We start from the raw sequence: 12,573 nt of genomic DNA, 5'->3' as shown, positions 1-12,573 counted from the left end.
GAGTCTAGGACAGATCCTAGAGCTTGTAGGCTTTCTGCGGAAATTTTGTAGGACAAAAAACTTGTAACGATATGCTGCTTTGAAGAAAGCTTTGGAAGGGTACTTTCTGTGGCGAGGGAGCTTGCTCCCGCTGGGCTGCGCAGCAGACCCAGAATAGGGCCGCTGCGCGCCCCAGCGGGAGCAAGCTCCCTCGCCACAAGAGTGCGAATGCTCCGAAAGAGTGCGTCAGCCCAGCACGCGAATGGGCGCTCCTTTGGCCCACGCTTGAATGTCTTCGAGCATCTGGCCGTAGAACTGTTGGTAATTCTGTTCGCTCACATACCCCACGTGCGGCGTCGCCAGTACGTTCGGCAGGCGGCGGAACGGGTGATCCGCCGGCAAGGGTTCCTCGGCGTACACATCCAGCGCGGCTCCCGCCAGGCGACCGCTTTCCAATGCCTGTACCAGCGCAGACTCATCCACAATCGGGCCACGGGCCGTGTTCACCAAGCGCGCGCTGGGTTTCATCCACCCTAAAGCCTCGGCGTCCACCAGCCCACGGCTGCGGTCGCTAAGCACCAGATGAACGGTAAGAATATCCGCCTGTTCAAACAGCGCCTGCTTGCTGACCCAGGTCACGCCCGATTCCGCCGCGCGTTCCGGCGTGAGGTTTTCACTCCAGGCAATCACCCGCATGCCGAACACCTGGGCAAACTGCGCGACTTTCTGGCCAATGCTGCCCAGGCCGAGAATGCCCAGGGTCTTGCCATGCAGATCGCCGCCCAGGCCAACCTGCCAATGGCCAGCGCGCAAGGAATTGGCCTCGGCCAGCAGATTGCGGGTGGACGCCATGATCAGCGCCCAGGTCAATTCGGGCGCGGCGTGTTTATAGCTGTCGGTGCCGCAGACTGTGATGCCCAGCGCCTTGGCGGCGTGAATGTCGATGGCCGCATTGCGCATGCCACCTGTGACCAGCAATTTAAGCTTTGGCAAACCTTGCAGCAGAGCCTTGTCGAAGGTGGAGCGTTCGCGCATCACGCAAATCACCTCGAAGCCCCGCAAACGCTCGATCATGGTGGCGGTATCCGCCGGGTAATCGTGCAGGAAATGCACCTGGCCCACGGCCTCAAGCACTGACCAATCCACCACGCCACTGGCCACATTCTGCCAATCATCAATGACTGCGATCTGTACCGACATTCACGAGTGCCTCGAAAAAGGTTGGATTAAAGGGCGTTCAAACCCTGCAACAGCGCTTTATGAAACTGGGCCGGTTCCTCCATCTGCGGTGCATGCCCCAGGCCCGGGAACTCCACCAAGGTGGCATGGGGAATCAACTTGGCCACTTGCTTGCCCAGCACGGCATAGTCGCCGAGCTTGGCCTTGACTGCCGGCGGCGCGACGTCCTTGCCGATGGCGGTGTTATCGGACGTGCCGATCAGCAGCAGCGTGGGCATTTGCAGGTTCTTGAACTCGTAGTACACCGGCTGGGTGAAGATCATGTCGTAAATCAACGCCGAGTTCCATGCGACCAGGGTATGCCCTGGGCCGTTGCTCAGGCCGGCGTACATGTCTACCCAACGCTCATACTCGGGCTTCCAGCGTCCGACGTAGTAGGTGTTGAGTTGATAGTTTCGAATCCCGTCGGCGCTGACTCTCAGCTCACGCGCATACCATTGGTCGACGGTCAGCGAGGGCACGCCCAGTGCCTTCCAGTCTTCCAGGCCAATCGGGTTGATCATTGCCAGCTGTTCGGTCTGCTCGGGGTACATCAGCGCGTAACGCGTGGCGAGCATGCCGCCGGTTGAGTGGCCGATAACCGTGGCCTTTTGAATGCCGAGTTTTTCCAGCAGTTGATGGGTGTTAGTCGCCAACTGCTGGAAACTGTATTGATAATGGTCGGGCTTGCTGGAGCTGCAAAAGCCGATCTGGTCCGGCGCGATCACCCGGTATCCGGCATCGCTCAACGCCTTGATCGAACCTTCCCAGGTAGCGCCGCAGAAGTTCTTGCCGTGCATCAACACCACGCTGCGGCCGTTGGCCTGTCCTTTGGCGGGCACGTCCATATACCCCATCTGCAGGGACTTGCCCTGGGATTGGAATTCGAAATGCTTGAGTGGGTAGGGGTATTCAAAGCCTTGCAGCTCGGGGCCGTAGCTGGCGGCAAAGGCGGGTGTGGTGCTGACGGCGAGCAGGCCGGTGATGCAAAAAGCGCGGATCAGGGGCATTGGCAACGCTCCGAGAAGGGTGCTCGGATGCTGTTGCGGGACGATTAACTGGGGATTAACACCCAGTGCAAGGTCACGGCAGCGAGTACCCCATAACGCAGGCTTTTGGCTAAAGTCACCAACAGCAGGAATCGCCACAACGGCTCACGCATCACCCCGGCGACCAAGGTCAGCGGGTCACCAATGATCGGCACCCAACTGAGCAACAACGTCCAATGGCCCCAGCGCTGGTAATGGTTGCGAGCCTTGTCCAACTGCTTGTCACTGACAGGAAACCAGCGCCGCCCCTTGAAATGCTCGACCCAGCGTCCTAGCCACCAATTGACCACCGAGCCCAGCACATTGCCCAGCGTGGCAACGCCCAGCAGTAGCCAGAGGCTGTAATGCCCGCTGAGCAGCAGGCCCACCAGCACGGCTTCCGATTGCAGTGGCAGCAGCGTTGCGGCGCCAAAGGCCGCGAAGAATAACCCCAGGTAGCCGGCGATCATTGCGCCGGGTATTCAGCCACCACCACATCTTTGCCTGCACGGCTCAGGCCGATGACTTGATAGGCCTCGCTGCGGCCTTCGACTTCCATGCCCGGTGAGCCCATGGGCATGCCCGGCGCGGCCAAGCCCAGCAGGTCATCGCGTTTACGCAAGGCCAGCACTTGCTCGGCGGGCACGTGGCCTTCGACGAACTTGCCGTCAATCACGGCGGTGTGGCACGAACCCAGGCGCGGCGCCACGCCCAGGCGTTGTTTGACGGCGCTCATGTCGGCTTCGACGTGGTCATTGACCTTGAAACCATTGCTTTCCAGGTGACTGATCCACTTTTTGCAGCAACCGCAGTTGGCGTCGCGGTGCACGTCGATGGGAATCAGGTCGGCAGCCTGGGCCAGGGTGGTGGTGAACAGGGCTGACAATAAGGCCAAGCGCAATGTGGTTTTCATAGGAACTCGCGTGTAGGAGAGGGCCGTCGGGATGGCGGCGATCATGACGCCGTCATCGCAGGCAAGCCAGCTCCTACCGGTTGGGAATGTTTCCAAATTATACGAAGGGTGGGTTTTCCAGGCGGTGCTTCAACTGGTCCAGGGCAATGGTCGACAATTCGATCATGCGCTCATGCAAAGTGGCCAGTTGCAGCTCGGTTTCGTAGGTCAACACCCGCTTGAACAGCGTGCCGCCCTGATGGGGCAGCAGGAAGTAATGAATGGAGCCATCCACGGCCAGGGAGGTGAACACCGTCTTGAATTCGCCAGGGCGCCGGGCGATCTGCACGCGGTAACTCATGGGGACACGCACCCCCAGCAGGTCGATGAACTCGGTAAACCGTGCGCCTGCGGGCAGTGAACCGGTGGTGCCGGTGTCGGCACTGAGGGACGTGGGGTGCCATTCGTGCCAGCGATCCGGTTGGGTCACATAGTCGTAGACGGCTTCGATAGGGGCTCGGATAAAGCGTTCCTGACTGATCCGCTCCAAACGGACCGACTGCTCGGCAGCTCGCATGGCACACCTCCTGTGTTGCGACTAGGAACTGTCAGAATAGTCCCACTCCCGCACATTGCACGGGAGTGTTTCAGCCGTTTATCACTGCACCTTGAATCGACCCATCAAAGCGATCACCCGGCCATTCGCCTCCAGCAGGCTTTGGGTATTGGTTTCGGTGGCATGGCCGCTCTGCACCAGCTCTTCGACCATTTGTCGGATCTGCACCATGCTGCGGTTGATCTCCTCGGTCACCGCGCTCTGCTGCTCGGCCGCCGTGGCAATCTGGGTGCTGAGGTTGTTGATATGGCTGACCGAACCGGCCATTTCATCCAGGCCGGTGTTTACCCTTGCCGTGGCATCCGCCGCCGACTGGCAACTGGCCTGGGTGTTTTCCATGGCGGCCACCGAGGAACTGACGCCAGCGGTCAAACGCGTGAGCATGTCGTTGATCTGCGAGGTGCTGGCCTGGGTGCGTGCCGCCAGCGCCCGCACTTCATCGGCCACCACCGCAAAGCCCCGGCCTTGCTCGCCGGCACGTGCGGCTTCAATTGCCGCGTTGAGCGCGAGCAGGTTGGTCTGGCCGGCAATCGCACCGATTACGCCAAGGGTTTCGGTGATGCGTGCGGCGTCCTGGCGCATGTTTTCCACGCTGTGGGTGGCGCTGGACACTTCGCCGATCAAGGCGCTGACGCTGGTGGACGCTTCGCCCACCACCACTCGGGAGCGGTCGGCATGCTCATTGGCGCGCTGGGTGAATGCGGCGGTTTCGGCGGCGTTTTGCGCAACGGTGTCGGCGGTGGAGCTCATTTCGGTGATGGCGGTGACCGTCTGATCGGTCTCCGAGGCATGCCGCACCAGGATCTGGTTGGTGTGCGCCGAGGTCCGCTGCAGTTGCTCAAGGCTCGACGACATGGCGCCGGTGGCCTGGGTCACTTCACCAATCATGTTCTGCAGGTAGACGATAAAACGGTTCACCGAATGACCAATCGCGCCTAGCTCGTCTTCGGCACGGATGGTGATGCGTCGCGTCAGGTCGGCATCGCCGGCAGACAGCGCGTCGATATTGGTTTTCAGCGACTTCATGCGCTGCACCAGTTGGCGGATCGCATACACCGCGAGGAGCACCAGCAACAACACCATGGGGATTTGCAGCAGGGCCAGGGTGCCGAGTACGTCATCGCGTTGGGCAGTGATCAGCGAGGTGGGCAGGGCGGTGGCGAGGAACCACGGCGTGCCTGCGATCGGGCGCATATAGAAGGTGCTGGCCACGCCCTGGTTGTCGAATTCGCCGCGTTGCAGCGCTTGGTCTCGATTAACCAGGGCCTTGCTGATTTGAGCAGCAAACGCAGAGGTACCGGTGAGTTCGCTGATGTTTTTCAACACCACCGGGCCGCTGATCCGCGAGCTGTTGCTGATGATCTTGCCGTCGCCCTCGACGATCAGCATTTGGCCACCGATGTCTTTTTCTTTGCTGGCCACCAGGTCATTGAAGAAGCCCAGGGTCACGTCGATGGTGGCGACGCCATAGGGCACGCCGTCGCGTTGGATCGCCATGGCGCAGTTGGTGCGCGGCTCCTGGCTGGCGTCGTCCTTATAGGCGGCCGCCCAGGCGCATTGGCCACGCGGGGAGGCCAGGCCGCCTTTGTACCAGCTCTGGTCGTAATAGTTGGGCGCAGGGTCGCTGTTCCAGAAGGTGTTGACGGCCAGTTTGCCCGAGGCATCGCGGTGCCAGAACGTACTGTGCTTGTTGCGCCCCGGTGTGCGCTGGTTGGGCAACGGCCAGATCCCGCCGCCGAAGACTTTCAGCTCGCCATACTGGTCGACCAGGCCAGGCAGGACCTTGTCGATGGCATCGCTGTCAAGCAACGGGACCGTCTGGGTGATGCTGCGTTGCTGTGACTGAACCTTGTTCAGCTCGCCCTGGATCTGTTCAGCCACCTCGGCGATACGATTGAGCACCACCTGTTCTTCGGTGTGACGCAGCGTGGGCGCGACCAACTGGCCGATACCCACGACGGTCAACACAAATAACACCAGGACGAACAGCACCAGAAACAGGGTATAGCGGGCTTGGATGGAGCGCAGTGGGGGCATGGGGTCGTCCTTACGAAGCGTTTATGACCGACGCGGCTTTGTTAGAGCTTCGTCGGGATATCGGCTTGGCGAGGAGGAGCTTTAGGTACGATCGTGCAAGAAAAAAGCGCCTGTTGAGGGCGCTCCTTCGCTCAGATATCCAGCATGGCCATGACCGCTTCCGGGTAACGCAGGCCGGCGGTTGCCTCGACGGGGAAGATAGCTTCCAGCGCCGCCAATTCAGCCGGGTTGAGGTGGATCGCGAGGGCGGCCACATTCTCTTCCAAGTACTTGCGCTGCTTGGTGCCGGGAATCGGAATGATGAAGTTACCTTGCGCCAACACCCAGGCCAGTGCGAGTTGCCCGGCGCTCACGCCTTTGTCGGCGGCCAGTGCCTGCACCTGCTTCACCAGTTCCAGGTTTTTGCCGAAGTTCTCCCCCTGGAACCGCGGGCTGAAGCGGCGATAGTCATCTGCACTGAAGTCATCCGGGCTTTGCAGGGCGCCGGTCAGGAAACCACGCCCCAACGGGCTATAAGGTACAAAGGCAATGCCGAGGCGCTGGCAGGCGGCAAGGCAGCCGTTGTGTTCCTGATCACGGCTCCACAGCGAATATTCGCTTTGCAGGGCGCTGATCGGATGCACCTTGTGGGCACGCTCCAGGGTGGCGGCGGACGCTTCGCTCAGGCCCAGGTAACGCACTTTGCCCTGTTGCACCAACTCGGCCATGGCGCCGACGGTTTCTTCGATGGCGACCTGCGGGTCGATACGATGCTGGTAATACAGGTCCAGGGTGTCCACGCCGAGGCGTTGCAGCGTGCCGTCAATCGCCTTGCGGATGTAGTCGGGGCGCCCGTTGACGCCACGCAGCGCCGGGTTGGCCGGGTCGCGCACGATGCCGAATTTGCTGGCCAGGAACACCTGGTCGCGTTTGCCGGCAATGGCTTTGCCGATCAGTGCTTCATTGGTGTGCGGGCCGTAGATGTCGGCGGTATCCAGTAAGTTGATACCGAGTTCCAGCGCGCGGTGCAGGGTCGCAGTGGCTTCCCGGGTATCGCTACCGGGCGTGTAGAAATCGCTCATGCCCATGCAGCCGAGACCGATGGCGGAGACGAGTGGGCCGTTGTTACCGAGTGGACGAGTGTGCATGGGGACAGCTCCTGGTTGGGAAGGCCTGCATTGTCACGCTCGACAAAATCGGGATAAACCGGCTAAAAGCACTAACACTATTCGGTATTTCTAAATAATCAGCTCAAGGAGCCGACGCTTGGACCGTTTCAACGCGATGCGCGTGTTCACCCGGATCGTCGAACTGCGGGGCTTTGCCAAAGCCGCCGACAGCCTGCAACTGCCCCGCGCCTCGGTGACCGTACTGATCAAGCAGTTGGAGGCGCACCTTGGCGTGCAACTGTTGCAACGCACCACGCGACAGGTCAGCCCTACATTGGATGGCGCTGCGTATTACCAGCGCTGCGTGCAATTGCTGTCGGACCTTGAGGAAACTGAAGCGGTGTTTTCCGCGAGTCGGCAGAACCCACGCGGCACGTTGAGCATTGATATGCCGTCGGGCATCGGCCGTTTTCTGGTGATACCCGCACTGCCCACGTTCACCGCACTGTATCCGCAGATTGAATTGGAAATCGGCTTGAATGACCGGCCGGTTGACCTGATTCGTGAAGGCGTCGATTGTGTGCTGCGCGGTGGCCTGGCGCTGGATGATTCGCTGGTGGCGCGGCCGCTGGCGATGATGGATCAAATCACCCTGGCCAGCCCCGCTTACCTTGAGCGTATGGGGGTGCCCGAAACGCTCGACGACTTAGCCCACCATCAGATGGTCGAATACGTCTCGGCCGCCAGCGGCAAGCGGTTTGGCTTGGAGTTTCTACTCGCCTCCCAATTGCGTACGCTCAACCTGCCAAAGGTGGTCGCGGTCAACAGCGCCGACGGCTACTTCTGTGCTTGCGAAGCGGGCTACGGGTTGATCCAGGCGCCGTACTATCACGCCAGGCAGCGACTGGCCCAAGGCACGCTGTTGGAAGTGCTGCCCCGGTTTGCCGTGCCGTCAATGGCCTTGACGGCGCTGTATCCTCCGCACCGCCAACTGTCCCAACGCGTACGCGTGTTTGTGGACTGGCTGGTCGAACTCTGCGCCAAACCCGGCACTGGCTTGCGCCGCTAAGCCTGTGCCTTGCGATAGGCCCCAGGCTGTTGCCCCGTCACCTTGTGAAACGCCCGGGTAAACGCCGCCACCGACTGATAACCCACGGCCAGCGCGACATCCGCCACCGTCTGGTCCTGCTTGAACAACTGGCAGGCATGACGCATGCGCATCATCAGCAGCACTTGCCCCGGTGACTGCCCGCACAGTTCATTGAAGCGCTTGAAAAACGCCGAACGCGACAGCCCGGTGCAAGCGGCCATGCTTTCCAGGGTCCAGGCATCGGCCGGGTGCGCGATCAGCTGTTCCAGCAAACCGGCAAACGCCGGCTGCCGACCCAGTGCCGCCAGGCCGCCCAGTTCACTGTTGTCCAGCACCTGTTGGCGCAGTACATACAGAAACAACAGGTGGCAAAGCCGTTCAAGCAAGGCCGAAGAGGGCGCAGGCAGGCGCTGGCATTCTTGCAGGATCAGTTCGAACAGGTTGCGCGCGGCAGTCAGTGAGGGATCGCCCGCCCGCAGGATGATCCACGCGGGCAGGGTGTCGACGATCATCGCCGACAGACCGGACTGGAAGTGAAAGAACCCGCACACCAGGCCGACGCCATCGCTGGCGGCGCTGTCCAGGGGCACCATGGGCACGCGCGGGCATTCCTGTGCGCTTGCCGCCGTGGGCTCGCCGGAGAGGCGATATTCCAGGTCGCGCAGCAGGAACACCGCATCGCCGTTATCGAGGCGATGAGGCGTGGCGTCGCCGTCGATATGCAGCCAGCACTGGCCTTGCACAATCAGGTGGAAACTCGCGCTCGCCAGGCCATGGGTGCTCGCATGCCAGTCGCCGCAATAACGACCCACATGGAACAGGCTGGTGTCGAGTTCGAGGCTGTCTAATAACCAATCGACAAGTGCACTGGACGAATTCATCTAATGGAAAGACTCAAGAGCAAGTAATCGCTACTTTAGACTATTGAGGCGATTTTTTATAACCAACAGACTGGATACACGAACTCATCAGGAGACCCCTCCATGTCCCGTGTACCCTTGCTCACCCCTGAAACTGCGCCGGAAGCGGCCAAGCCTTTGCTGGAAAACGCACTGAAAGGCTCGGGCTTCATTCCCAATCTGCTCGCGGTGCTGGCCAATGCACCCGCCGCATTGGAAACCTACATCACCGTCTCCGCTTTGAACGCCAAATCTGAACTGGGCCTGGCCGACCGCGAAGTGGTGCAACTGATTGCCGCCACCACTCACGGTTGCGATTTCTGCGTGGCCGGCCACACCGCCGTCGCACGTAACAAAGCCAAGTTGCCGGAAAGCGTCATCGAAGCCCTGCGTCAACGTGGCGAGCTGCCCGATGCCCGTTATGAAACCCTGGCGGCCTTCACCCGCGAAGTGATCGCCACCCGGGGTGATGTGAGCGATGCGGGCTATGACGCATTCCGCGCCGCCGGTTACACCGAAGGCCAGGCCCTGGAAGTGATTCTGGGCGTCAGCCTGGCAACCTTGTGCAACTTCGCTAACGTGTTTGCTCGTACTCCACTGAACCCGGAGCTGGCGCAATACCGTTGGGAAAAGCCCGCAAGTTGAAGTTGGCCCACCTGCTGTAAAGGAGAAACAGGAATGCTTGACCCCATCTTGAGCCGTTGGCTCGACATCCAGGCGCAAGCCTTGGACGTGGGCAGTTGCGATCCACAGGAAGTGCTGCCACGGCTGGCAGAGGCCAACGTATTACGCATCGGCGTGCCGACTCACCTGGGCGGCCTGGGCGGTGATGTGGCGGGCGCCGTAGAGGCCATCGCCAACGTTGCCAGCCATTCCCTGGCGGCGGCATTCGTGTGCTGGGGCCAGCGCTCGTTTATCGAGTATCTGCTGCAGAGTCCCAATGCGCGGCTGCGTGAACAGCTGCTGCCCGATTTGCTCAGCGGCAAGCTGGCGGGGGCGACGGGGCTGTCCAACGCGATGAAGTTCTTGTCGGGCATCGAGGCGCTGCAGATCAGCGCCGAACCGTCCAACGACGGCTGGACCCTCAACGGCCGCCTGCACTGGGTGACCAACCTGCGCAAGAACGGTTTTGTCGCGGCGGCGGCCATTGAGCACGCGGGCGGTGGTGCGCCGTTTATCCTGGCGATTCCGGACTCGGTGGCAGGTTTGCAGCGTTCTCGCGACCTGGAATTGCTCGGTTTGCAGTCAAGCAACACGGCGGCCCTGGATCTGGAACGCGTGGAGCTGAGTCGCGACTGGCTGCTGCACGAAGACGCGCGCACATTCCTGCCGGCGGTGCGCCCGGCGTTCCTGGGCCTGCAGTGCGGGATGTCCATCGGGTTGGCGCGTCGTTCCCTGGCGGAAGTCGCCAACCACCTGGGCGCGACCCGCACGGTGCTGCGCGAAGAGTTGGAAACCCTGCGCGTGACCTTGGACCATGTGGTCAACGACTTGAAAAGTGGCCTGTTGGCAGGGCGTTTCGCCGCCGAACCGGTGCCGTTGTTCAAGCTGCGCATCGCCCTGGCGGAGACCGCCGCCAGCGCCGTGCAGCTGGAGTTGCAGGCCAGCGGCGGCAAGGCTTATCTCACCGCCCACGGCAGTGGTTTCGCGCGGCGTTGGCGTGAGTCGGCGTTTGTGCCGATCGTGACGCCAAGCCTGGTGCAATTGCGCACTGAACTGCAGCGTCAGGCCAACCTATGACAGCGGCCGCATTAAGTGCCCAGGGGATTTGCCTGGGCTATGCCAGCGGGCCGGTGTTGCAGCACTTCGACCTGCACTTGCAACCCGGTGAAGTGGTGTCGATCCTCGGCCCCAGCGGTGTGGGCAAGTCCAGCCTGTTGCGCGTCCTCGCCGGTTTGCAGGCACCGCAGGGCGGCAGTGTGCGCGTGCTGGGCGAGCCGTTGAACGGTCCTCATCCACGCGTGGCGGTAGCCTTCCAGGACCCGAGCCTGCTGCCCTGGCTGAACCTGGAAAAGAACGTTGCCTTCGGCCTGGATTTCGCCCGGCAACCCCATCTGAGCGCTGACGAGCGCCGCCAGCGCGTCGACCATGCCATCGCAGCCGTCGGCCTGGAGCATGCGCGGCAGCACTTCCCGGCGCAGTTGTCCGGCGGCATGGCCCAGCGCACGGCATTGGCCCGCTGCCTGGCACGCCAGCCCCAGGTGCTGTTGCTGGATGAACCCTTCGGCGCCCTGGACGAAGTAACCCGCGCCGATATGCAGCACCTGTTGCTCAAGGTCAACCGCGAGCAAGGCTCGGCGGCAGTGCTGATCACCCATGACATTGACGAAGCGCTGCTGCTGTCCGACCGCATCCTGCTACTGGGTAACCGTCCGGCGCGGACGTTGGGCGAATGGCTGATCGACCTGCCGCAACCCCGCGAAGAACAGGTGGAAGCCATCGGCGCGCTGCGTATCGACATCCTTAAAACCTTACGGCAGGCGAGCCGCCCTCAAACCAACCCCCTTGATCTGCTGGAGCCTGCCCATGTGCCTGGATGACCTGACCCATTCGCGCCGCGACTTTCTTAAACTTTCCGCCGTACTCAGCGCCGCCGGTGCCTTGCCGCTGCTCAGCAGTTTGCAAGCCCGCGCCGCCAGCGAGCCGGATGCGCCGGTGCGCATCGGCTACCTGCCGATCACCGACGCCACGCCACTGCTGGTGGCGCACAACAATGGCCTGTTCGAAGCCGAAGGCATCAAGGCCGAACGCCCGGTGTTGCTGCGCAGTTGGGCGCAGGTGATCGAGGCGTTTATCTCGGGCCAAGTCAATGTGATTCACCTGCTGTCGCCGATGACCGTGTGGGCACGTTATGGCAGCAAGGTGCCGGCCAAGGTGGTGGCGTGGAACCATGTGGGCGGCTCCGGCCTGACCGTGGCGCCGGGCATCACCGATGTGAAGCAACTGGGCGGCAAATCAGTGGCGATTCCGTTCTGGTACTCGATCCATAACGTGGTGGTGCAGCAACTGTTCCGCGACAACGGCCTCACGCCAGTGGCACGGGCGGCGGGCAGTGCGATTGCGGCCAATGAGGTCAACCTGATCGTGTTGCCCCCTTCGGACATGCCACCGGCCCTGGCCAGCCAGCGCATCGACGGTTATATCGTCGCTGAGCCGTTCAACGCCCTGGCGGAAAACCTCAAGGTTGGCCGCGTGCAGCGCTTTACCGGCGACGTGTGGCGCAACCACGCGTGCTGCGTGGTGTTCATGCACGAACACGACCTGGCCAACCGTCCGGAGTGGTCGCAGAAGGTGGTGAACGCCATCGTCAAGGCGCAGGTCTGGACCCGCGACAACCGCGAAGAAGCGGTGAAGCTGCTGTCCAAGGACGGCCCGAACCGCTACACCCCGCATGCCGAGCCGGTATTGAGCAAGGTGTTGGCGCCGGCTGCCGCCGACCGTGCCGCCTACCTGGCAGACGGTGCGATCCAGCACGGGAATTGGGATGAACACCGCATCGACTTCCAGCCGTATCCATTCCCCAGCTACACCGAGGAGCTGGTGCGGCGCCTGAAAGACACCTTGATCGAGGGCGACAAGAAATTCCTCGCTGACCTCGACCCGGCGTTCGTCGCCAAGGACCTGGTGGACGACCGCTTCGTGCGCAACGCCATCGAGGCCGTGGGCGGCATGAAGACCTTTGGCTTGCCGGACGGCTATGCGCGGCATGAGGAGATCGGCGTTTGA

At 61.9% G+C, this 12,573-nt stretch carries 13 protein-coding genes; 5 read left to right on the top strand and 8 right to left on the bottom strand.

Annotated elements, in window-relative coordinates:
• Positions 1–225: 225 nt before the first annotated feature.
• The 7 genes from OZ428_RS17915 to OZ428_RS17885 all read right to left on the bottom strand — a co-directional run bounded on the left by OZ428_RS17915 (position 226) and on the right by OZ428_RS17885 (position 6,897).
• On the bottom strand, positions 226–1,179 hold the full coding sequence (locus OZ428_RS17915) for a D-2-hydroxyacid dehydrogenase family protein (protein WP_269130727.1): 954 nt from the start codon (positions 1,177–1,179) through the stop codon (positions 226–228).
• 26 nt (positions 1,180–1,205) lie between these two features.
• Positions 1,206–2,207 (bottom strand): alpha/beta fold hydrolase, encoded by a 1,002-nt coding sequence (locus tag OZ428_RS17910; RefSeq protein WP_269130726.1) that lies wholly within the window; start codon positions 2,205–2,207, stop codon positions 1,206–1,208.
• A gap of 44 nt (positions 2,208–2,251) precedes the next feature.
• Positions 2,252–2,695 carry a YqaA family protein gene (locus OZ428_RS17905; protein ID WP_269130725.1) on the bottom strand — a complete coding sequence of 148 codons (444 nt, stop codon included), beginning with the start codon at positions 2,693–2,695 and terminating at the stop codon, positions 2,252–2,254.
• On the bottom strand, positions 2,692–3,138 hold the full coding sequence (locus OZ428_RS17900; protein WP_269130724.1) for a DUF411 domain-containing protein: 447 nt from the start codon (positions 3,136–3,138) through the stop codon (positions 2,692–2,694). The genes OZ428_RS17905 and OZ428_RS17900 overlap by 4 nt, the downstream gene beginning before the upstream one ends.
• Before the next feature lie 97 nt (positions 3,139–3,235).
• Positions 3,236–3,694 (bottom strand): SRPBCC family protein, encoded by a 459-nt coding sequence (locus OZ428_RS17895; protein WP_033903032.1) that lies wholly within the window; start codon positions 3,692–3,694, stop codon positions 3,236–3,238.
• 81 nt (positions 3,695–3,775) lie between these two features.
• The gene (locus OZ428_RS17890; RefSeq protein WP_269130723.1) at positions 3,776–5,770 is read right to left on the bottom strand and encodes a methyl-accepting chemotaxis protein; all 1,995 of its coding nucleotides are present in this window, start codon (positions 5,768–5,770) and stop codon (positions 3,776–3,778) included.
• Positions 5,771–5,901: 131 nt separating this feature from the next.
• Entirely contained in the window at positions 5,902–6,897 is a 996-nt protein-coding gene (locus OZ428_RS17885; RefSeq protein WP_269130722.1) for an aldo/keto reductase, read from the bottom strand.
• A gap of 118 nt (positions 6,898–7,015) precedes the next feature.
• Here OZ428_RS17885 and OZ428_RS17880 point away from each other — a divergent pair, with 118 nt between their 5' ends.
• Positions 7,016–7,927: a LysR family transcriptional regulator gene (locus OZ428_RS17880; protein ID WP_269130721.1), complete on the top strand. Its 912-nt coding sequence runs from the start codon at positions 7,016–7,018 to the stop codon at positions 7,925–7,927.
• Here OZ428_RS17880 and OZ428_RS17875 read toward each other — a convergent pair.
• Positions 7,924–8,829, bottom strand: coding sequence for an AraC family transcriptional regulator (locus OZ428_RS17875; RefSeq protein WP_016978064.1), 906 nt, complete (start codon positions 8,827–8,829; stop codon positions 7,924–7,926). The two genes, OZ428_RS17880 and OZ428_RS17875, sit on opposite strands and share 4 nt — an antisense overlap.
• 102 nt (positions 8,830–8,931) lie before the next feature.
• Here OZ428_RS17875 and OZ428_RS17870 point away from each other — a divergent pair, with 102 nt between their 5' ends.
• From OZ428_RS17870 to OZ428_RS17855, 4 genes are read left to right on the top strand one after another with little or no spacing between them, the layout of a single operon-like run.
• The gene (locus OZ428_RS17870; protein WP_033903025.1) at positions 8,932–9,492 is read left to right on the top strand and encodes a carboxymuconolactone decarboxylase family protein; all 561 of its coding nucleotides are present in this window, start codon (positions 8,932–8,934) and stop codon (positions 9,490–9,492) included.
• A 33-nt stretch (positions 9,493–9,525) separates the two neighbouring features.
• Positions 9,526–10,587, top strand: a complete 1,062-nt coding sequence (locus OZ428_RS17865; RefSeq protein ID WP_269130720.1) for an acyl-CoA dehydrogenase family protein — start codon at positions 9,526–9,528, stop codon at positions 10,585–10,587.
• Positions 10,584–11,387: an ABC transporter ATP-binding protein gene (locus OZ428_RS17860; protein ID WP_269130719.1), complete on the top strand. Its 804-nt coding sequence runs from the start codon at positions 10,584–10,586 to the stop codon at positions 11,385–11,387. The genes OZ428_RS17865 and OZ428_RS17860 overlap by 4 nt, the downstream gene beginning before the upstream one ends.
• Positions 11,374–12,573, top strand: coding sequence for an ABC transporter substrate-binding protein (locus tag OZ428_RS17855; protein WP_269130718.1), 1,200 nt, complete (start codon positions 11,374–11,376; stop codon positions 12,571–12,573). The genes OZ428_RS17860 and OZ428_RS17855 overlap by 14 nt, the downstream gene beginning before the upstream one ends.

The sequence above is a fragment of the Pseudomonas sp. GXZC genome (assembly GCF_026967615.1).
Lineage (GTDB): Bacteria > Pseudomonadota > Gammaproteobacteria > Pseudomonadales > Pseudomonadaceae > Aquipseudomonas > Aquipseudomonas azotoformans_A.
This window is presented reverse-complemented; position numbering and strand designations above follow the sequence as displayed.